This is a genomic window from Nocardiopsis sp. LDBS0036, from assembly GCF_041228755.1.
GTDB lineage: Bacteria > Actinomycetota > Actinomycetes > Streptosporangiales > Streptosporangiaceae > Nocardiopsis > Nocardiopsis dassonvillei.
The window spans coordinates 2759411-2780412 of the sequence record NZ_CP141103.1 but is presented as its reverse complement, the minus strand read 5'-3'; the positions used below and the strand labels follow the sequence as shown (position 1 = coordinate 2780412).

Here is a 21002-nt window from a genome sequence, read left to right as displayed (position 1 = left end):
ACGCCATGACGACGCTTCCGCTGGCCGAGGCCAGAAACAACCTGTCCAAGATCGTCGATGAGGTGGAGAGAACGCACGACGCCGTCACCATCACCCGCAACGGCAGGCCCAGTGCCGTGGTGATCTCCGTGGACGACTACGAGTCGATGATGGAGACCTTCGCCCTTCTGGACAGTCCGGAGGAGCAGGCGAGTCTGGCCCGGGCGAAGGAGGAGTACGAACGCGGGGACGTGGTCACCGGTGACGAGATGGCCGAGCTCATGCGAGAACGTGCGCGCAGGGAGACGGAAACGTGAGCGACCGGTACGAAATCGTCCTGGCCCGTACCGCGCGCCGTGCCCTGTCCGAGACGTTGCCTGACAAGGTGGCCACGGCGGCATGGGAGCTGATTCGGGGAGACCTCAGGGAGAACCCCCGCAAAGTGGGGAAACGACTCAATCCCCCCTACGGTCAGGAACGGGTCGCCCGCCGTGCCACTTACAGGATTCGATTCGGCATAGACGACGACAAGGGCGTCATCGTCGTCTGCGACATTCGGGGGCGGGCCGACGCCTACCACTACTCGGTCGGGCGCTGACCTTCGGTATCCGCTGGAGCGGTGGTCCGGCGTGTGCTGGGCCACACACCCCTTGTGTCGGTGGGGGACCCGCGGACGTGGCACCCTTGGTTCGTGCGGGTTCCGGGCGCGCTGGGCGCCACGGGCTCCGCGCGGACCACGAGCAGCGACGAGCAGGGGAGCCGGACGTGCGGCGATGGGACGGGCTGGAGGGCGTTCCCTCCGGGTGGGGGCGCTCCGTGGTGGCGGTCGGCGTGTTCGACGGAGTGCACCGTGGCCACCAGGCCATCCTGGAGACCGCGGTCGGGCACGGGCGCGAACTCGGCCTCCCGGTCACCGTGGTGACCTTCGACCCCCACCCGCAGACGGTGCTGCGCGGCACCACCCCGCCGGTGCTCACCCCCCTGGAGCGGCGGGTGGAGCTGCTGACCGAGTACGGCGCCGACGCCGTGTGCGTCCTGCCCTTCACCAAGGACCTGTCCTCCCTGACCCCGGAGGAGTTCGTCCAGCGCGTCCTGGTCGACCGCCTGCACGCCGCGGCCGTGGTCGTGGGCGAGGACTTCCGCTTCGGCCACCGCGCCTCGGGCGACGTCGCCGCGCTGGCCGCGCTGGGCGCCGAGTACGGCTTCACCGCCGACGGGGTCGCCCTGGTCGCGGACGGCGACACCATCACCTCCACGCGCGTGCGGGGGCTGCTCGCCGAGGGCGACGTGGCCGGGGCCGCCGAGCTGCTGGGCCGCCCGCACCGGGTCGGGGGCGAGGTCGTGCACGGCGCCGCGCGCGGCCGCGAGCTGCTGGGCTTCCCCACCGCCAACATGGACCTGCTCCCCGACACCGCCGTCCCCGGCGACGGCGTCTACGCGGGCTGGCTCCACCGCTCCGAGCCCGCCCCGGGGCAGGAGTCGCGCTGGCCCGCCGCCATCTCCGTGGGCAGCAACCCCACGTTCGACGGCGCCGAGCGCACCGTGGAGGCCTACGCCCTGGACCGCGACGACCTGGACCTGTACGGGCTGCGCATGACGGTGGACTTCACGGTGCACATCCGCGGTCAGGAGCGCTTCGACAGCATCGACGAGCTGATCGTCGCCATGCGCCGGGACGTCGACCGCTGCCGCGAGGTCCTGCGCGCCGGGTAGGGCGCGGAGCGGGGGAGACCCCACCCGTGCCCGGCCACGGTCCGCCACCTCGTGCTCTGCGGTAGGGTGGTCGTTGTCCACGTGTGCCCACGGCCGGTCGCCTCCGCGCGTACCGTCGCCGGGGGAGCGCGGCGCACCCACGCCGTCGGCGGCGGGCCGCGCACCACACGCGACGGTGACTGTTCGTACGCGCGGTCACCGCGTCTGTTCCCGGTCGCGCACCGGGTTCCACACCGCGTACCGACTTTCCAGTGAAGGAGCGACGTGTCGATCGACACCGCCACCAAAGAGAAGATCATCGCCGAGTACGCCACCGGCGAGGGTGACACCGGTTCCCCCGAGGTCCAGGTCGCGCTGCTCACGCACCGCATCACCGAGCTGACCGAGCACCTCAAGGGCCACAAGCACGACCACCACAGCCGCCGCGGCCTGCTGCTGATGGTCGGTCGCCGCCGCCGTCTGCTCAAGTACATCGCCAAGCAGGACATCACCCGCTACCGCTCGCTCATCGAGCGTCTGGGTCTGCGCCGCTAGGTTGTCGGCGGGAGTGGCTTCGGCCGCTCCCGCTTTGTTAGTAAGGTGTGACACGACGGTGGTCATGCGCCGCCGTCCACCCCGGTTCCACAGTGAGAACCACCCGCTCCCCACCCCGGCGCAGAGTCGGGGCCGGTCCTCGGTAGTGGTCCCCGGACATTCCCCTCAGGGCATGCCGTGGGCTTCGATCGATGACCGGCCGTCATCAACTCCGGGGCACGGACGCGGGAAGACGAACAACGAGCGCCGGCACGCCTCGCGTGCCGGGCGCCACGAACGCGAACACGTGTAGTAGGAGGTCGCCCATGGAGGGCGTGTACTCGGCCGAAGCCGTCATCGACAACGGCTCCTTCGGCACCCGCACCATCCGCTTCGAGACCGGTCGCCTGGCCCGCCAGGCCGCCGGATCGGCCACGGTGTACCTGGACGACGAGACGGTCGTCCTGTCCGCCACCACCGCCTCGAAGCGCCCCAAGGAGAACCTCGACTTCTTCCCCCTGACGGTGGACGTCGAGGAGCGCATGTACGCCGCGGGCCGCATCCCCGGCTCCTTCTTCCGGCGTGAGGGCCGTCCCTCCGAGGACGCCATCCTCACCTGCCGCCTGATCGACCGGCCGCTGCGCCCGTCGTTCAGGAAGGGCCTGCGCAACGAGATCCAGATCGTCGAGACGGTCCTGGCCCTGCACCCCGAGCACCTGTACGACGTCGTCGCCATCAACGCGGCCTCGATGTCCACCCAGATCGCCGGGCTGCCCTTCTCCGGCCCGATCGGCGGCGTGCGCGTCGCCCTCATCGACGGCCAGTGGGTGGGCTTCCCGACCCACGCCGAGCTGGAGAACGCCACCTTCGACATGGTGGTCGCCGGTCGCGTCCTGGCCGACGGCGACGTCGCCATCATGATGGTGGAGGCCGAGTCCACGGTCCGCACCCTCAAGCTGGTCGCCGAGGGGGCCGTCGGCCCCAACGAGCAGACCGTCGCCGAGGGCCTGGAGGCCGCCAAGCCCTTCATCAAGGTCCTGTGCAAGGCCCAGCAGGCCGTCGCCGACCAGACCAGCCGCGAGCAGGGCGAGTTCCCGATCTTCCTCGACTACGAGGACGACGTGTACGCCGCCGTCGAGGGCGCCGTCCGCGAGGAGCTGTCCAAGGCGCTGACCATCGCGGACAAGCAGGACCGCGAGGCCGAGCTGGACCGCGTCAAGGCCTCGGCCGCCGAGAAGCTCGCCGAGGACTTCGAGGGCCGCGAGAAGGAGATCGGCGCCGCCTTCCGCTCCCTGAGCAAGCAGCTCATGCGCGAGCGCGTGCTGCGCGACGGGATCCGCATCGACGGCCGCGGCCCCAAGGACATCCGCCAGCTGAGCGCCGAGGTCGGCGTCCTGCCGCGGGTGCACGGCTCGGCCCTCTTCGAGCGCGGCGAGACCCAGATCATGGGTGTCACCACGCTCAACATGCTGCGCATGGAGCAGACGGTTGACACGCTCAACCCGGACAAGACCAAGCGCTACATGCACAACTACAACTTCCCGCCCTACTCCACCGGTGAGACCGGTCGGGTGGGCTCGCCCAAGCGGCGCGAGATCGGGCACGGCGCCCTCGCCGAGCGCGCCCTGCTCCCGGTCCTGCCCGCCCGCGAGGAGTTCCCCTACGCCATCCGTCAGGTGTCGGAGGCCCTGGGCTCCAACGGCTCCACCTCGATGGGTTCGGTCTGCGCCTCCACCATGTCCCTGATGGCGGCCGGCGTGCCCCTCAAGGAGATGGTGTCGGGCATCGCCATGGGCCTGATCAGCGAGGGCGACGAGTTCGTCACCCTCACCGACATCCTGGGCGCCGAGGACGCGTTCGGCGACATGGACTTCAAGGTCGCCGGTACCCGCGAGCTCATCACGGCCCTGCAGCTGGACACCAAGCTCGACGGCATCCCCGCCGAGCAGCTGGCGCTCGCGCTCCAGCAGGCCCGCGGCGCCCGCCTGGCCATCCTCGACGTCATGCAGGAGGCCATCGAGCGCCCGGCCGAGATGAGCCCGAACGCTCCGCGCATCCTCACCGTCAAGGTCCCGGTGGAGAAGATCGGCGAGGTCATCGGCCCCAAGGGCAAGATGATCAACTCGATCCAGGACGACACCGGCGCCGAGATCACCATCGAGGACGACGGCACGATCTACATCGGCGCCACCGACGGCCCCTCGGCCGAGGCCGCGCGGGACACGATCAACCAGATCGCCAACCCGACGATGCCCGAGGTCGGTGACCGCTACCTGGGCACCGTCGTCAAGACGACCACGTTCGGCGCGTTCGTGTCGCTGCTGCCCGGCAAGGACGGCCTGCTGCACATCTCGCAGATCCGCAAGCTGCACGGCGGCAAGCGGATCGAGAACCTCGACGACGTGATCAGCATCGGCGAGAAGATCCAGGTCGAGATCCGCGAGATCGACGACCGCGGCAAGCTGTCGCTGGTCCCGGTCGAGGTCGTGGAGGCCGAGTCGGCCCAGGCCGCTCCCGCGGCTCCCGCCGCTGAGGACGAGGGCTCCCCGGCCGAGGAGGACGGCGGCGACAAGAACGGCGGGGACGCCCCGCGCCGTCGCCGCCGCCGCAGCTCGGGCGGGCGTTCGGAGAACACCTGATCCTGACCGACGCCGGGGCGGTCGCACCTTGGGTGCGGCCGCCCCGGCGCGTATCCTCGGCCGGAACCGCCGGGTGGACCGGCCACCGACGTCCCGACGAAGAAGAAGGATCCATGAGCTCTGTCCCCATCGCCGCCGAGCAGGACCCGGACACGACCGTGACGCTGCTGGAGCCGGACGGCGGTACCGGACTGGTGCGCCGCACGGTGCTCCCCGGCGGCCTGCGCGTGGTCACCGAGGCCGTGCCGGGCGTGCGCTCCGCCGCGTTCGGGATCTCGGCGACCACGGGTTCCCGCGACGAGGACTCCGCGCACGCGGGCTCGGCGCACTTCCTGGAGCACCTGCTGTTCAAGGGGACCAAGGAGCGCTCGGCGCTGGAGATCTCCGCGCTGCTGGACGGTGTGGGCGCCGACCACAACGCCTACACCACCAAGGAGCACACCTGCTACTACGCGAAGGTGCTCGACCGCGACCTGCCGCTGGCCGTCGACGTCATCGGTGACATGGTGGCCAACTCGGTGCTCGACGAGGGCGAGGTGGAGACCGAGCGGGGCGTGATCCTGGAGGAGATCGCCATGTACGAGGACGAGCCCGCCGACCTGGTGGACGACGTCTTCGCGGCGCACTTCTTCGGCGACTCGCCGCTGGGCCGACCGATCCTGGGCACCACCGACACCATCGAGGCGCTCTCCCGCGACCGCATCGCCGAGCAGTACCGCGACGCCTACGTGCCCGGCGAGCTGATCGTGACCGCGGCGGGCAGCCTGGACCACGACCGGGTGGTGGAGCAGGTCCGCGCGCTGTTCGCCGAGCACTCGGCCGCCGCCGGGGACGCCCGCCCCGCGCGTCCCCGCATCGGCGGCTCGCCGGTCGCCACCTACGGCGGCACGGTGGTGCAGTCGCGCGAGACCGAGCAGGCGCACATCATCCTGGGGTCGGAGGGGCTCTGCCGCACCGACCCGCGGTGGCACGCGCTGCGGCTGCTCAGCGCAGCCCTGGGCGGCGGGATGTCCTCGCGCCTGTTCCAGGAGGTGCGCGAGAAGCGCGGCCTGGCCTACGCGGTGCACGCCTACAACGCCGACTACGCCGACACCGGCAGCTTCCAGATCTACGCGGGCTGCCTGCCGGACAAGGCCGACGAGGTCATCGGGGTGTGCCGCGAGGAACTGGCGAAGGTGGCCGCCTCGGGCATCACCGAGGAGGAGCTGGCCCGGGCCAAGGGCCAGATCCAGGGGTCGCTGGTGCTGGGCAGCGAGGGCACCAACGCGAGGATGGGGCGGCTGCTCTCGCACGAGCTGAACAGGCCCGGGCACTACTCGATCGACGAGAGCCTGGCGCTGTTCGACGCGGTGACCGGCGCGGAGGTGGCCGAGGTGGCCGCCGATCTGCTGTCGCGGCCGCGCGCGCTGGCCGTGATCGGCCCCTACGCGGCCGACCGGGTCTTCTGATGTGACGTAGGCGGCCCCGGGCCGCTCCGCGCGGGCGGAGCGACCCGGGGCCGTCGCGTTCCGCCCTCAGGCGGTGAGCCCGCGCACCAGGTCGCCGCGGGCCCGGGCCACCCGCGAGCGGATCGTGCCCACGGGCACGTCGGCCAGCCGGGCGGCCTCGGCGTAGGACAGGCCCTCCACTTGGGTGAGGACGAACGCCTGCCGCCGTTCGGCCGCGAGGCCGTCCAGCAGGCACAGCAGGGCCACGTGCTCGTCGAACCGGACGGCCCGGGCGGGCAACAGGTCCCAGTCGGCGTGGTGCACGCAGTCGGGGCGGGCCGCGTCGTGGCGGTAGCGGTCGGCGACGGTGTTGCGGGCGATGGCCAGCAGCCAGGTCCGCGCCGGGGCGCGTCCGGCGAACCGCGGCAGGCCGCGCAGGGCCCGCAGGTAGGTCTCCTGGCTCAGCTCCTCGACGCGGTCGGGGTGGACCCTGCGGGCGATGTAGCGGGCGACGTCGGAACGGGTGCGCCGGACGAACGCGTCGAGCGCGGCGGCCGAGCCCTCACGGGCGGCGAGCGCCAGCCGGTCGAGCTCGCCGTCCCGCTCATGCGCGCGCTCCTCCGCGTGCGGGGGCTCCTCCGACCGGACCGGTCCCTCCGCGAGGACGGGTCCTTCCGGACGGACCGGTTCCTCTGGAAGGCCGGGTTCCTCCGGACGGGCGTGCCCCCGCGGGAGAGCGGTGCCCTTCGCGGAGGCGGGCCCGTCCTCGCGAGCGGGCTCGTCCGCTTCGACCGCCGCGGGGGGCGGCGGGTCGGTGCGGTGGTCGCGCCGCGGACGGCACGACAGGCGGTCGGGGTGGGAACGGCGCGCCCGTGCCGGGCGCTGCTCCTGGAAGACGGTGTCGGTGGGCATCGGTGCTCCGGGTTCCGGCGTGCACCAGCGGCCCGGCGGCCGGTGGCCTCGGGCGGTGGTGCGCGCGGTGACGGGAGCGTGCGCGGCCGGTCCCCGACGGGGGGACCGGTCCCGGGCACGCGGGGACCGGACGCGTCTCCCCGGACGTGCGCGCGTGGGCGCGGCGGTGCGGAGGACGCGGCGTGAGGGCGCTGACCCGGGTGCCCGCGCCCGCCCGGGCGGAGCCGGGACCGCGCGGCCGTTCCCTCCGTGGGCACGGCGCGGCGCGAGGACGGCTCGGAGCCGGTCCCCGCGGAGCCCGCCGTCGGGGTGGAAGGCGCGCTGGCGGTGCGGGTGCGGGCAGGGGCCGGGTCAGCGGCCCGGGCGTGTTCGCGGGCGCCGACCGCCGCGCGGCGGTCGGCGGTGCGGTCGAACACGGCCTACTACGCCGCGGGCGGTCCCCGCAGAACCAGGCTGTGTCGGAGGTAGGGCGCGGCCGGGGCGGGCGTCCGGCGCTCGGGGAGCGGGGCCGAGGGCACCCGTTCGGGCACCAGCCGCGGGACCGCGAGCACCAGGACGGGCAGCAGCGCGGCGGCGGCCAGGCGCAGGTAGGCGAAGAGCGCCGCCTCGCCCTGGCGCAGCCACCAGGCGCACACGGCGCCCGCCACGAGGTGGGCGACGAGCATCCGGGCGCCGCCCGAGGCGGCCTCGACGGCGGCGGGGTCGGCCGCGTGGGCGCCGTGGGCTCCCGCCGCCTGTGCCGTGGAGAAGACCAGGTGCAGGGCCAGCTGGCCCCACGCCATCCATCCGGCGATCGCGCCGAGTCCGCGCTCGCGGCCGGTCGCGGCCCAGGCGGAGGCGTAGACCAGGGCGGCGCCGACGAGCAGTCCGCCCAGTGGGACGGCGTGCTCGGAGGACAGCGCGTGGCCGCCCACGGACACGGCGGAGCACACCGAGGCGAACACCCCGGCGCGGGCCGCGCGCAGGGGTGGCCGCTCCGTCATCTGGATCCTTCCGAAAAACTCTGGACTTCAGACCAGGGAGGAATCGGACTCCCGCGGAGCAAGACGGGAAACGGTGGTTCGTCCCTGGGTGGATCACCGCCCACCAGAATCACCGAATCCGCGGAGCAACGCCGGAACCGGTGCTAGCCTAACTCGCGTCGGCTCAGACGAGAACCGAGTCGGCCTACCGCCGGGCTGGCGGGAAGTGATGTCTGTGGAGCTGATGTAAGACCGATGGGCGGCACCCCGTCCCCCGCCGTTAGTTCGGGTCGGCAACCGGCTACGAAGCAGAAAGCTCAACCCGTGAGGGAAGAATCTCCCCGCTTCAGCTGGGAGAGAAGTCAACGTCGCACCCGTTCCGGGCCTCCGCCCGGGGGGCGGGCCGAACGGTCGGCCGCGCGGCGGGGACCGCGTACCGCGCTCGCGGAAGCGACCCCATACGGCCCCGGAGGCCGGAACCGGTCGCCGGGGCCGGGGCCTCACCCCTCCAGCAGGGCCTGCCCCACGTACCCTCCCTCCTCGCAGCCCGGCGGGACGGCGAACACCGCCGAGCCCACGGCGGTCACCCACTCGTTGAGCAGGTCCAGCTCGTCCAGGCGCCGCTGGATGGGCACGAACTGGCGCAGAGGGTCGGCCTGGAAGGAGGCGAACAGCAGCCCCGCCTCCTCGCCGCCCGAGCCGCGCTCGTCGTAGTTGTAGGCGCGCCGGAAGATCCGCTGGTCCGGGTCGTCGGTGCGGGCCCGCCTGATGTGCGCGAAGTCCGCGATGACGGTCAGCCCGGAGGCGTCCGTGGCCTCCAGGTCCGCCTCGTCGTGTTCCTCGGTACCGGTCAGCGGCGCGCCGTTGTCCAGTCGGCGGCCGATGACCGCCTCGCGGGCGGGCCGGTCCAGCTCGTCCCAGGTGTCCAGGTGGGTGGCGATGCGGCGCAGCACCAGGCTCGTGCCTCCCCTGAGCCACCGCGGTGGGTTCCCGCCCCAGACCAGCCGGTCGAAGTCCCCGGTTCCCGGCGCCGGGTTGACGGTCCCGTCCACCTGCCCCATCAGGTTGCGCATGCTGGTGCCCTCGGGCTGGGAGCCGTGGGCCCGGCGGAACCCGCTCTGCGTCCACCGCACCCGCGCGAAGGCCCGCGCGTCCTTGAGCATCATCCGCACCGCGTGGGAGACGGTGACGGGGTCGTCCGCGCACACCTGGAGCAGCAGGTCCGCCCCGCCCCAGGCCGGGTCGAGCCGGTCGTGCCCGAACTCGGGCAGTGGCCCGAGCCACTCCGGCACCGCGTCGGGGTCCACCCGCTCCACCAGACCCCGCCCGAAGCCGAACGTGGTGGTGAGCCGGGCCGGGACCAGGGCGAGTTCGGGCTCGGTGTCGGCCAGGGCGGGCTCGCCCCGGGACAGGCGGGCCGCGTCGTCGCTGAGCAGCCGCAGGAGCCGGCCGACCCCGTCCGCGTCCGTCCCCGGTTCCAGGTCCAGCGCGAGGAAGGTGCCGTGCGTCTGCGGCGGGGTCTCCACGCCCGCCTGCCGCACGCCGTGGAACGGTACGGTCAGCGTGCCGTTGAGCGGGGGCGCCTGGGGGGCCGCCGCAGGTTCCGCGGCCCACCGGTGGGCGAGCGCGCCCCCGGCCGCGCCGACACCGGCCGCCGCGCCGCCCAGGAGCAGCCCTCTGCGGCTGAGCCGGGACTCACCGCCCATCAGTGGTCCCCGTGCCCTTCGTCCCCGTGCGCCCCGCCGTCCTCTCCCTCGGAGCCGTGCTCCCCGTCGCCGTGCCCCTCGCCGTGGCCGTCCTCGTACTCCTCGTTGGCCCCGGCGTAGTCCTTGACCGCGGCGGTGAACTCGGTGGTGGAGCCGTCGGAGAACTCCACGGTGACGGTCGCCTCGGCTCCCGGCTGGAGGTCCTCGGTCAGTTCCATGAGCATGATGTGGTCGCCGCCGGGCTCCAGGGTGGTGCTGCCTCCGGCGGGGATGGGGAACCCGCCCTCCTTCTCGCGCATGGTGGCGTCGGTCCCCTCGGAGACGACCTCGTGCAGCTCGACCATCCCGGCCGCGTCGTAGTCGGCCGAGACGACGGTGATCTCCTCGCCGGAGCCGTTGGCCAGCACACCGAAGACGCCGGTCATCCCCTCCTCGGCGGTGACGGCCTTGATCCAGGGGTCGGTCACGGAGAAGGCGTCGGCGGCGGTCGCCGCGCTGTCGGCGGCCTCCTCCGCCGGGGTGGCGTCCTGCTCCTGCGCCCCTCCGCAGGCGGTGAGGGTGAGGCCGAGGCAGAGCAGTGAGGCGGCCCATGCGGTACGGCTGGTGCGGATGCGGTCCATGTTCCCTCCGGGGGTACGAGCCGCGTTCTCGCGGCCGTTCCCCCTACGGGTCGGATCGCGGGGCCGTCCGGTTCCCGGCGTCCGGGTGCCCCGTGCCGCATCAGGTCCTCGCACGCAGACGGGGCGGGCCCGGCCGTGCCGGACCCGCCCCGTCTGCGGTGTCTAGGACTTCTTCGGTGTCCGCTTGCGGATGGCGATGCGCCGGGGGCCGCGGGCGTTGGCGGCGCCGTGCACCACCACCTCCAGCAGCCCCTCGCCGTAACTGGCCTCGATGTCCTCCTCGTCCACGGCCTCCGGGAGGCTGATCTCCCGGCGGAATGTGCCCATGAACCGCTCGGAGGAGTAGTAGACGACGTCGTCCCCGTCCCGGCGGCGCTCGCCGCTGATGGTGAGGATGCCGTTGTTCAGGCTCACGGCCACGTCCTGCTCCTGGACCCCGGGGACCTCGCACCGGACGACCAGGTCGTTGCCCCGGGCGAGGATGTCGGTGGGCGGGCTCCACGCGTCGGCGTGCCCGCGCTCGCGTTCACCGGCGTTGCCGGTCTCCATCGAGGACATGCTGTCGGAGATGCGGTTCATCTCGGTGATCATGTCCACCACACCGTGGAAGGGGTTGTGGAACCTCCTCGACGCCACGGCGGCCTCCTTTCCTCGTGCTGACGGGAAACTAGTCGCTCGCCTGCTTCTCCGGGGACCGGCCGGACCGGGGGCGGTCCTCGGCGCGCTGCTCCCGGGGGCCTCCGGGCCTGGGCTCCTCCGACAGCCCCTTGATCAGGCCCCAGAGCATGAGCAGCAGGATGATCGCGAAGGGCAGTCCGGTGACCACCGACGCGGCCTGGAGCGCCGACAGGGCGTTCTCCCCGCCCAGCACCAGCAGGATCAGGGTGACCGCGCCCTCGCTGATCGCCCAGAAGGCGCGCTGGGCCTTGACCGGCTTGAGGCTCCCGCCGCTGGCGAGCGTGTCCACCACCAGCGAGCCGGAGTCGGAGGAGGTGATGAAGAAGACCGCCACCACGATGATCAGCAGGACGGAGATGATGCCGCCGATGAGCGGCCCTCCGGGCAGCAGCTCCACGAGGCGGAAGGACCGGTCCTCCTCGCTCAGCGCGCTCAGTCCGGCGTTCCCGAACAGTTCGTAGTACAGGCCGGAGCCGCCGAACACCCCGAACCACAGGATGGACACGGCGACGGGGGCGAACAGCGCCCCGATGACGAACTCGCGGATGGTGCGGCCGTAGGAGATACGGGCCAGGAAGATGCCCACGAACGGGGCCCAGGAGATCCACCAGCCCCAGTAGAAGATGGGCCACGCGGTGGTCCAGGCCGCCGCCGTCTCGTCGATGAGCGGGCTCGGGAAGGCCAGGCTCCACTCGACGATGTTGCTCAGGTACTCGCCCGTGCCGGTGGTCATGATGCTGGCGATCCACAGCTTGGGGCCCAGGGCGAAGACGACCACCAGCAGCAGGAAGGCCAGCCACAGGTTGATCATCGACAGGCGGCGGATGCCCTTGTCGATGCCGGAGAGCACGCTGGCCAGCGCGACCGCGGTGATGAGGATGATGATGACCGACTGCACGGTGGCGTTGGAGGGGATGCCGAAGACGTGGTTGAGCCCGCCGTTGATCTGGAGGGTGCCCAGGCCCAGCGAGGTGGCCAGGCCGAAGATCGTGCCGAAGATGGCGAGGATGTCCACGACGTTCCCGGGCCAGCCGAAGGCCCGGTCGCCCAGGAGGGGGTAGAGCGCGGAGGCCGGGCGCAGGGGCAGGCCCTTGCGGAAGGCGAAGTAGCCCAGCGACAGGCCGAGCGCGATGTAGATGGCCCAGGGGTGGAAGCTCCAGTGGAAGTAGCTCAGGGCCAGCGCCTCGCTCGCCGCCTCGGGCGGGGGCGGTTCACCCTCGGGGGTGACGAACTCGGCCGAGCGCGGCGAGGTGAGGTGGTGGATGGGTTCCGACACCCCCCAGAACACCAGGCCGATGCCCATGCCGGTGGTGAACAGCATGGCGAACCAGGCCAGCGTCCCGAACTCGGGCCTGGAGTCGGCCGGGCCCAGCCGGATCTTCCCGAACCGGCTCAGCATGAGGAAGACCGCCATCACCAGGAAGAAGGTGGTGGACAGGACGTAGACCCAGCCCAGCTTCTCACCTATCCAGTCGCGCGTGGCGGTGGCCGCGTCGAGCATCGGCTCGGTGGCCACGATGCCGACGATGACGAAGGCGAGGATCACGACCCCGGAAACCCCGAAGACCGTGGGGTTGGTGTGTTCTCGGATGTACTCGCGTAGGGATGAGATGCTGGCTCCTTCCCAGCCCCGGAGGGTCGCTTTCCCTGGTCGGGGGATGACGGACCGGTGCGGGCACCGGCCCACGGACATGTCCCGTGGGATGGTAGGTGCCAGAAGCCTTTTCGTGAAGCAACCGCACAATCGTGGAGTGTTGTCCTACGAGCGGCGAAATATCCCTTGCGGTGCCATGGGCCCTGACTGGACACATGACTGCATATGTCCGCACGTATCGGGGTAGGAGAAGTCACCCTCGCTCCCCTCGTCCCCTGCGGGTGCCATGCTCACGGCCGCGACCGCCGCCCCTTCGGCCTCACGGCTCCGTTTTCGCGGACAGCCGGTCCAGAGCCGTGCCGACCCGGTCCAGCCAGTCCGTGATCGTGGACAGCTCCTCCAGCGAGTAGTCCGCGTGCGCGGCCGTCATCGCCTCGCGCATCCCGGGCGCGGTGGCGGGGCCCACGCGCGCGGCGTCGTCGGTCAGCCGGACGGCGACCTTGCGCCGGTCCTCGGGGTGGCGGGTGCGCTCGGCCAGGCCGTGCGCCTCCAGCCGGTCGATCACCCCGGTCACCGAACCGGTGGACAGGCACAGGCTGTCGGCGATCTCGCCCGGTGTCATGGAACCGCCCACGCGCAGCAGCGTGTAGCACTGGAAGTCGGTCGGGTTCATCCCCGAGCGCTCCGCCATCCGGTGCAGCATGCGGATGAGCCGTACGGCGAGTCGCTGCCCGTCGGTCTGCAACGCGTCGTAGAGTTCGGCCCGCGACCTGACCTCGGGATCCGCGGCCGCGGACCCCTCGAAGTCGGGGGGAGAGGATGCGGCCGACGCGGTGTCCATGGTTCCTCTCTCGCACTCGTGGCCGGTGGCTCCGGCCGTTCCTGGAATTCTAAGCGCCACCGGGACACGCGAACCCTCTCCGGGAGGCGCACCCCTCCACCAGCGAAGGGTTTGACCCTCGCAGAGGGGGAAGTATTTCGGTTGCCAAGATTCATGGAAACCGAGTCGCATTGTTCGGATGCTACCCGGGGAGGACACCGTCAATCCCATCCTGAACACCCACAGGCACCCGCGCCCGCCGGACGCCGAAGACGCCGACGAGCGCTCCGCCCTGGAGGCGTCCCTCAAGGACTACCTGGAGCGCAGGCTCCGCGACTCGGAGGACCTCGACGGAGATTTCGGCCGGGACCTGGCCGGCACGACCGTCCGCTTCACCCTGGGCGGCGGCAAACGGATGCGGCCCCTGCTCGCCTGGTGGGGGTGGCTCGCGGGCGGAGGCGCCCCCTCGGGGGAGACGGCCCGCGCCGCCCGCCAGGCCTGCGCCGCGGTCGAACTCGTCCAGACCTGCGCGCTCGTCCACGACGACGTCATGGACGGCTCGCCGACCCGCCGGGGCCGCCCCTCGGTGCACGCCGCGCACGCCCTCGAACACGAGCGGGACGGCCACGTCGGCGACTCCCGCCGCTACGGGGAGGCGCTGGCGGTCCTCGTGGGCGACCTGGCCCTCGTCTGGGCCGACGACATGCTCAACGAGGCCCTGCCGGGCGTGCCCGAGCCCGTCCGGGCGCGGGCCGTGTGGCGGGACCTGCGCACCGAGATCATGGCCGGGCAGTTCCTCGACGTGCGCGCCCAGGCGCGCCGGGAGCGCTCGGAGGAGGCCGCCCTGCGTGTGGACCTGCTCAAGACGGCCTCCTACAGCGTCGAACGCCCCCTGCACCTGGGCGCGGCGATGGCCGGGGCCGACCCGGCGGCGGTGGGGGCCCTGCGCGGCTACGGCCGGGACGTGGGCATCGCCTTCCAGCTCAGGGACGACCTGCTCGGCGTCTACGGGGACAGCTCCCGGACCGGCAAACCCGTGGGCGAGGACATCCGCGAGGGCAAGTGCACGCTGCTGCTCGTGACCGGCACCCGCCTGGCCCGCGAGCGCGGGGACGACGCCGCGCTGCGGCTGCTCGACCGGATCGGTCTGCCCGGCGAGGACGTGGACCCCGCGGAGGCGGCCGACGCGCTGGACCGCCTCGGCGCACGCGACCTGGTCGGAGCCAGGTGCCGTGAGCTCGCCGAACGGGGCCGGGCGCACCTGGAGGGGCTCGACGCGCCAGCCCACGTGCTGGAGGGGCTGGGCGGCCTGGCCTCCCGGATCGCGCGTGACCGTGTGTGACCGGCCAGGCGGGGAAGGTATCCGCAACACCGGAGAGGAGCACCACCGTGCCTGAGGAGATCCCCGAGCCGTCGGCTCCGCACCGGCCCGGACCCGGGTCGCGCGGACGCGGTCCCGTGGTCGTCGTGGGCGCCGGCCTGTCCGGTCTGGCCTGCGCCCTGCACCTGCTGGGCGCGGGGCGCGAGGTCGTCGTGGTCGAGCGCGAGGCGCATCCGGGCGGTCGCGCGGGGCGGCTCGACCTGGACGGCTTCCAGATCGACACCGGCCCCACGGTGCTCACCATGCCCGAACTCCTGGACGAGGCGCTGGGGGCGGTCGGCGAGACCGTGGCCGACCGGCTGGACCTGGTGCCCCTCAGCCCCGCCTACCGCGCCTCCTTCGCCGACGGCTCGGTGATCGACGTGCACACCGAGCGCGAGGCGATGGCCGCCGAGGTCGCCCGGGTGGCCGGGCAGCGCGAGGCCGACGGCTACCTGCGGCTGCGCGACTGGCTCACCCGGCTGTACCGGGTGGAGATGCGCTCGTTCATCGACGCCCGGTTCCGGTCCCCGCTGGACCTGGTCCGCCCCGACCTGTTCCGGCTGGCCGCGATGGGCGGCTTCGGCAGGCTGGCTCCGGCCGTGGGCCGCCACGTGCGCGACGAGCGGCTGCGCCGGATCTTCTCCTTCCAGTCGCTGTACGCGGGGGTGGCGCCGGAGAGCGCCCTGGCCGCCTACGCCGTCATCGCCTACATGGACACCGTCGCCGGGGTGTACTTCCCCAGGGGAGGGATGCGCGCCCTGGGCGACGCCCTCGCGGGCGCGGTCACCAAGGCCGGGGGAGCCGTCCGCTACGGCCAGGAGGTCGCGCGCCTGGAACGCGCGGGCGACCGCGTCAGCGCCGTCGTCACCGCGGACGGGGAGCGCCTGGCCTGCGACCAGGTGGTGCTCACCGCGGACCTGCCCGCCGCCCACCGGCTGCTCGGCCACACGCCCCGGCGCCCCGTGGCCGCGCGCTACTCGCCCTCGGCGGTCGTGCTGCATCTGGGCACCGACCGCACCTGGGAGCGGCTGGGCCACCACACCATCTCCTTCGGCGCCGCGTGGCAGCGCACGTTCACCGAGATCATCCGTGAGGGCCGCACCATGAGCGACCCCTCCCTGCTGGTCACCCAGCCCACCCTGACCGACCCGTCGCTGGCCCCGGAGGGACGCCACCTGCTGTACGTGCTCGCCCCCGCGCCCAACCTGGCGGCGGGCCGCATCGACTGGGACCGGGAGGGGCCGCGCTACCGGGACCGCCTGGTCGGGACCCTGGAGGAGCGCGGGCTGGAGGGGCTGGACGCCTCCGTGAGGGCCGAGCACCTGGTCACCCCGGCGGACTGGGCACGGCAGGGACTCGCGCACGGCACACCCTTCTCGCTGTCGCACACCTTCGCCCAGACGGGGCCGTTCCGCCCGCGCAACACCGTCCCCGGCACCTCCAACGCCGTCCTGGCCGGGTGCGGGACCACACCCGGGGTCGGCGTGCCGACCGTGCTGATCTCGGGAAAGCTCGCCGCGGCCGAGGTGGTCCGCAGAACCGGAGGGGTCGGATGAACGGGGGAGCCGCCGAACTCGACGCGGCCGGGATCACCGACGGGCCGCTGCGGGAGGCCTACCTCAGGTGCCGGGCCCTGCACGCCCACCACGGGCGCACCTACTACACGGCCACACGGGTGCTGCCGCCCGAGCACCGGCCCGGGGTGCACGCCCTGTACGGCTTCGCGCGGTGGGTGGACGACATCGTCGACGAGCCGTCGCCGGGCACCACGGTGGCGGACCAGACCGCCCGCCTGGACGTCATCGACGCCGACCTGGCCCGGGTCCTGGACGGGGAACCCGCCCGGGACCCCGAGGCGGCGCCGGTGCTGTCCGCCCTGGCGCACACGGTCCACCGGTACGCGCTGCCGCACGCCTACTTCACCGCGTTCATGGCCTCCATGCGCATGGACCTGACCGTGACCGGCTACCGCGACCTGGAGCACCTGCGCGAGTACATGCACGGCTCGGCCGCGGTGATCGGCCTCCAGGTGCTGCCGGTCCTGGGCACGGTGGCGCCGCGCGAGGAGGCGGCCCCGCACGCCGCCGCGCTGGGCGAGGCCTTCCAGCTGACCAACTTCCTGAGGGACGTGGCCGAGGACCTGCGGCGCGGCCGCGTCTACCTGCCGGAGGAGGCGCTGGCCGCGCACGGCGTGGACCGCGAGCTGCTGGAGCAGTGCGCGCGGGCCCGGGAACAGCACCCGCGCGTGAGGGAGGCCCTCGCCGACCTGGTGGAGGTCAACCAGGGCTTCTACCGGCGGGCCGAACCGGGCATCGCGATGCTCTCCCCCGTGGCGCGCCCGTGTGTCGCCACCGCCTTCCGGCTCTACCGCGCGATCCTGGACGAGGTGCGTGCGGCCGACTACGACGTGTGGAGCGTCCGGCACCGCGTCTCGGACACCCGTAAGGCGGCCGCCGCCGTACCCGCCCTCGCGCGGTCGCTGATCGCGCGCTCCCTGCGCGGCCGGGTGCCGCGCCCGCGGACAGGCTGAGGAGGCGCGGTCCGTCCCCGACCCCTCGACCGACGTACCTGGAGGACCCCGTGACACTGCCCGACCCGCGACCGCGGCGGCTTCCCCTGCGCCGCATGCCCGCCACCACGTGGAAGAAGCAGGAGCCGACCTGGCGGGAGGGCTCGCCCTCCGTCATCGGGTCGGCGCTCAAACGTGCGCTCGCCCGGCCCTCGGGGAACTGGTTCGTGCTGGCAGCGAGCAGCGAGGTCCGCGCGGACCGGCCGTTCGGGCGCGTCGTGGCCGGGACCGAGCTGGTGGCCTGGCGCACCCCGGACGGGACCGCGCACGCGGGGCCGGGCGCCTGCCCGCACCTGGGCGCGCCGCTGTGCCGGGGCGCGGTGGACTCCGGGCGCCTGGTGTGCCGGTGGCACGGGTTGTCGCTGGACGGCGGCGGCTTCCCGGGGTGGGACCCCTACCCGGTGCACGACGACGGCGTCCTGGTGTGGGTGCGCCTGGACCGGGAGGGCGGTGAGGAGCCCCTGGACGAGCCGGTGGTCCCCGAGCGCCCCGCGCTGCCCGGGAGCCTGGTGGCGGTGGAGAGCCTGGCGGGGCGGTGCGAACCCGAGGACGTGGTGGCCAACCGGCTCGACCCCTGGCACGGTTCGTGGTTCCACCCCTACTCGTTTGTGGGGCTGAAGGTGACCGAGGTGCCCAAGGGAGCCGACTCCGATCCGGACCGCATGGTGGTGGACGTGGGGTTCCGGGTGGCGGGCCGGTGGGGCGTGCCGGTGCGCGCGGAGTTCCGCTGCCCGGACCCGCGCACGGTGGTCATGCGCATCATCGAGGGGGAGGGCCTGGGCAGCGTGGTGGAGACGCACGCCACCCCGCTGGGCGTGGACGACAAGGGCGTGCCGCGCACGGCGGTCATCGAGGCGACCGTGGCCAGCTCGGAGCGGACCGGCTTCCTGCTGGCCCGCAAGCTGGCGGGGCCGGTCGTGCGCCCCGTGATGCGGATGGCCGCCCGGCGCCTGTGGAAGGACGACCTGGACTACGCGGAGCGCCGGTACCTGCTCAGGAGCACCGGCCGCTGGCCCGGCTGACCCGTCGCAACGGCCAGGGCCGCTAGGACCTCCTCGACCACCGGGCGAGCGCCCGCAACGGCGCCGACCGCCCCCGCCGGGGCACGGTCCACACTGTGTGCCCCGGCCGCCCCCACCGCGACAGCAGGGCGTTGGCCGCGAGCAGGCCGCTGGTGGCGGCGCGTTCCATGAGGGCCACGGGCAGGTCGGTGCGCACGTGGTCACCCGCCACCGTCACGAACGGGTCGGGCGTGGTCACCCCGCACCGGTCCCGGTGGCTGCCGGGGGCGAACAGCGGACAGTCCGCGCGCAGCTCGTGCCGGGCGTCCACCGCGCGGGCCCGGCGCAGCTCCGGATAGACGGACCCGGCCTGTTCCCAGAGCCGGTGCCGCTCGTGATCGGGACCGCACCCCTCCTCCAGCGCGTAGGCGTGCAGTTCCACCACCGACCCGCCGGTGCGCCGGGTCCACTCGCGGGCCTCGTCCTCGTACCGTTCCAGCACGCTGATGTTGTCCAGGGTGGGGTAGCCCGCCGTGCCCAGGAAGGCGGGCCGGTGCGGGCGCACGGGCCGGTCCAGCCAGTAGCGCGACACCAGGAACGGGGGAGCCGTGCGGATCCGGGCCATCCGGTCGCGCCAGTCCGCTCCGCCCGGTTCCGGTGCGCCCAGTTCCGGCGAGGCCGCCACCAGGTCGCGGGTTCCGGCGGGGTCGGCGGCGAGCACCACGGCGTCCGCGCCCTCCTCGAAGACCTCGCCCCCGGCCGTGCGCCCGCGCAGCGTGAACCGGCTCCCCGTCTCCTCGCCCTCTCGCGCCCGGCCCACCTCCCCGACCCGCACACCGGTCCGCAGCCGGACCCCGCGCTTGGCCAGGTAGCGCTCCAGGGGGTCCCACAGCGCCTGCGGGAACGGCGAGCCGGGTACGTCGAACACCAGACCCTCGGACGAGCCGAGGAAGTACACGTGGAACATCAGCGCGAGTTCGGCGGCCGACAGCACGCCGGGGTCGGCGAAGAAGCTGCGGGTGAACACCTCGAAGGCCAGGTGCCGTGCCGTGGGCGGGAAGCGCACCGCGTCCAGCAGGTCGCGGGCGCTGAGGTGGTCGAGCCGCTCGTACACGCCGGGCACGTCCACGTCGAGCAGTTGCAGGGCCGCGGGCAGGTTGACCCGCGCCATGTCGCGCGCCGGGAAGCTCGGGCTGGTCGCCGCCAGGACGGCCGCGTTCCACGGCGGGGTCGCGGGCAGACCCGAGAAGCGGTCGCGCGGCCCGTCCCGGTGCACCAGCGGGTAGTCCGTGAGCGGCACCAGCGCGCCGAGCCCGGGGTCGCCGCGGCGCAGCAGGGCGCGCAGGTTGTAGTACTGCCGGAAGAACGCGTGGAACCCGCGGGTCATGGTCGCGGGCGAACCGTCGGAGAGCGTCGTGGACCAGCCGCGCAGCCGCCCCCCGAGTGAGGGTTCGCGCTCCAGCACCGTCACGTCCACGTCCCGCTCGGCCAGTGCGCAGGCCGCCGCCAGCCCGGCGATGCCGCCGCCGACCACGACGACACGGGGTCTCCCGCCGGTCGCGGGGCCGGTCGGCGGGGCGGGCGGGACGGCCTCGGCCCGGGGGTCGCGGGCGCCGGGGGGACGGCCGGACCCGTCGGAGGCGGGGCGCGTCCCGGGGCGCCCTCCGCCGTCAGCGCTCGTCAACGCGGCCCCCCGGAGTGTGGACCGGGGCGCCGTTCGGGCGCCGTCCCACGAACGTGTGCGTGACCCCGTACTGCCAGCCCGGCAGCGGCGCGCTGGCCACCGACTCCAGGCCCGCGCGGCGCATCCGCTCCAGCAGCGCGTCTCGGCCGTCGAACTCCAGAACGCTGCGCCACAGGTAGCGGAACAGGTCCGTCCGGCCGGTCAGCGCCTTGCCCGCCGGAATCACCACCCCCCAGCACACCGCCGACCACACCGCCTGCGCCGACACCGAGTCGGCCACGGAGTACTCGTGCAGGACGACGCGTCCGCCGGGTTTGAGCAGCGCGCGCACGGACGCGAGCAGGGCGTCGGGGTCGGGGCAGTTGCGGATGAGGTAGGCGCCGAACACCGCGTCCACCGGACCCCCCACCTGCCGCCGGGCCCACTCGGGGGTCAGGTCCTCGGCCCTGGCCCGGTGGAAGGAGACGGACTCCGGCCACCGCTTGGCGCGGGCCGCCTCCAGCATTCCGGGCGAGGCGTCCACGGCCGCGATCCGGGCCCGGGGCAGGGCGCGCAGCAGGGCGGCGGTGGAGGCGCCCGTGCCGCACCCCAGGTCGAGCAGGCGCAGCCCCGTGCCGTCCCAGGGCAGGCCCAGCCGCCTGGCGGAGACCCGCAGGTGCGCGTGGTAGCCGGGGTTGGCGGCCACGAGCCGGTCGTAGGCTCCGGCGGCGTGGTCGAACTCGTCGGTGACCGCGCCGTCCTTCATGGCGTGCGTCGTGGTGTCCACGTTCTCCTCCCGGGGGGTGTTCGCGTGCGGGCGGGGCCCTTCCCGTGCATGCTGGG

19 protein-coding genes are annotated in these 21002 nt (G+C 73.4%); 10 read left to right on the top strand and 9 right to left on the bottom strand.

Annotation, left to right across the window (positions count from 1 at the left end; genetic code table 11):
- Positions 1-5: 5 nt before the first annotated feature.
- The 6 genes from UIS43_RS11615 (at position 6) to UIS43_RS11590 (ending at position 6292) form a co-directional block, all read left to right on the top strand.
- Positions 6-296: a type II toxin-antitoxin system Phd/YefM family antitoxin gene (locus UIS43_RS11615; protein WP_013154595.1), complete on the top strand. Its 291-nt coding sequence runs from the start codon at positions 6-8 to the stop codon at positions 294-296.
- Positions 293-577, top strand: a complete 285-nt coding sequence (locus tag UIS43_RS11610) for a type II toxin-antitoxin system RelE/ParE family toxin (RefSeq protein ID WP_013154594.1) — start codon at positions 293-295, stop codon at positions 575-577. The genes UIS43_RS11615 and UIS43_RS11610 overlap by 4 nt, the downstream gene beginning before the upstream one ends.
- A gap of 167 nt (positions 578-744) precedes the next feature.
- Complete coding sequence (locus UIS43_RS11605; protein ID WP_013154593.1) at positions 745-1692, top strand: bifunctional riboflavin kinase/FAD synthetase; 948 nt, start codon at positions 745-747, stop codon at positions 1690-1692.
- Between the two features lie 264 nt (positions 1693-1956).
- Positions 1957-2226, top strand: a complete 270-nt coding sequence (gene rpsO / locus UIS43_RS11600) for a 30S ribosomal protein S15 (protein ID WP_013154592.1) — start codon at positions 1957-1959, stop codon at positions 2224-2226.
- 305 nt (positions 2227-2531) lie between these two features.
- Positions 2532-4844, top strand: coding sequence for a polyribonucleotide nucleotidyltransferase (locus UIS43_RS11595; protein WP_071622628.1), 2313 nt, complete (start codon positions 2532-2534; stop codon positions 4842-4844).
- Between the two features lie 113 nt (positions 4845-4957).
- Positions 4958-6292: a pitrilysin family protein gene (locus tag UIS43_RS11590; protein ID WP_013154590.1), complete on the top strand. Its 1335-nt coding sequence runs from the start codon at positions 4958-4960 to the stop codon at positions 6290-6292.
- Between the two features lie 66 nt (positions 6293-6358).
- Here UIS43_RS11590 and UIS43_RS11585 read toward each other — a convergent pair whose 3' ends face one another.
- The 7 genes from UIS43_RS11585 to UIS43_RS11555 form a co-directional block, all read right to left on the bottom strand.
- Entirely contained in the window at positions 6359-7183 is an 825-nt protein-coding gene (locus UIS43_RS11585) for a sigma-70 family RNA polymerase sigma factor (RefSeq protein ID WP_370013157.1), read from the bottom strand.
- Between the two features lie 422 nt (positions 7184-7605).
- Complete coding sequence (locus tag UIS43_RS11580; protein ID WP_013154588.1) at positions 7606-8166, bottom strand: hypothetical protein; 561 nt, start codon at positions 8164-8166, stop codon at positions 7606-7608.
- Positions 8167-8645: 479 nt separating this feature from the next.
- Positions 8646-9851 carry a Dyp-type peroxidase gene (locus UIS43_RS11575; protein WP_013154587.1) on the bottom strand — a complete coding sequence of 402 codons (1206 nt, stop codon included), beginning with the start codon at positions 9849-9851 and terminating at the stop codon, positions 8646-8648.
- Positions 9851-10471: a copper chaperone PCu(A)C gene (locus UIS43_RS11570; protein ID WP_370013155.1), complete on the bottom strand. Its 621-nt coding sequence runs from the start codon at positions 10469-10471 to the stop codon at positions 9851-9853. The genes UIS43_RS11575 and UIS43_RS11570 overlap by 1 nt, the downstream gene beginning before the upstream one ends.
- Before the next feature lie 162 nt (positions 10472-10633).
- On the bottom strand, positions 10634-11107 hold the full coding sequence (locus UIS43_RS11565; protein ID WP_013154585.1) for an Hsp20/alpha crystallin family protein: 474 nt from the start codon (positions 11105-11107) through the stop codon (positions 10634-10636).
- Between the two features lie 31 nt (positions 11108-11138).
- Positions 11139-12695 (bottom strand): BCCT family transporter, encoded by a 1557-nt coding sequence (locus UIS43_RS11560; protein ID WP_370013154.1) that lies wholly within the window; start codon positions 12693-12695, stop codon positions 11139-11141.
- Between the two features lie 367 nt (positions 12696-13062).
- Entirely contained in the window at positions 13063-13584 is a 522-nt protein-coding gene (locus tag UIS43_RS11555) for a MarR family winged helix-turn-helix transcriptional regulator (RefSeq protein WP_013154583.1), read from the bottom strand.
- A gap of 178 nt (positions 13585-13762) precedes the next feature.
- Here UIS43_RS11555 and UIS43_RS11550 point away from each other — a divergent pair, with 178 nt between their 5' ends.
- From UIS43_RS11550 to UIS43_RS11535, 4 genes are all read left to right on the top strand, one after another.
- Positions 13763-14905, top strand: coding sequence for a polyprenyl synthetase family protein (locus UIS43_RS11550; protein ID WP_071622625.1), 1143 nt, complete (start codon positions 13763-13765; stop codon positions 14903-14905).
- Between the two features lie 116 nt (positions 14906-15021).
- Entirely contained in the window at positions 15022-16482 is a 1461-nt protein-coding gene (gene crtI, locus UIS43_RS11545; RefSeq protein ID WP_041553224.1) for a phytoene desaturase family protein, read from the top strand.
- Positions 16479-17456, top strand: a complete 978-nt coding sequence (locus tag UIS43_RS11540; RefSeq protein WP_013154580.1) for a squalene/phytoene synthase family protein — start codon at positions 16479-16481, stop codon at positions 17454-17456. The genes crtI and UIS43_RS11540 overlap by 4 nt, the downstream gene beginning before the upstream one ends.
- 50 nt (positions 17457-17506) lie before the next feature.
- The gene (locus UIS43_RS11535; protein ID WP_370013152.1) at positions 17507-18517 is read left to right on the top strand and encodes a DUF5914 domain-containing protein; all 1011 of its coding nucleotides are present in this window, start codon (positions 17507-17509) and stop codon (positions 18515-18517) included.
- Between the two features lie 22 nt (positions 18518-18539).
- On the opposite strand, the gene UIS43_RS11530 is transcribed toward UIS43_RS11535, so the two are convergent.
- Together UIS43_RS11530 and UIS43_RS11525 are read right to left on the bottom strand one after the other, a co-directional pair.
- Positions 18540-20180, bottom strand: coding sequence for an FAD-dependent oxidoreductase (locus UIS43_RS11530; RefSeq protein ID WP_013154578.1), 1641 nt, complete (start codon positions 20178-20180; stop codon positions 18540-18542).
- Entirely contained in the window at positions 20167-20946 is a 780-nt protein-coding gene (locus tag UIS43_RS11525; protein WP_370013151.1) for a class I SAM-dependent methyltransferase, read from the bottom strand. Before UIS43_RS11525 ends, UIS43_RS11530 begins: the two co-directional genes overlap by 14 nt.
- Positions 20947-21002: the final 56 nt, after the last annotated feature.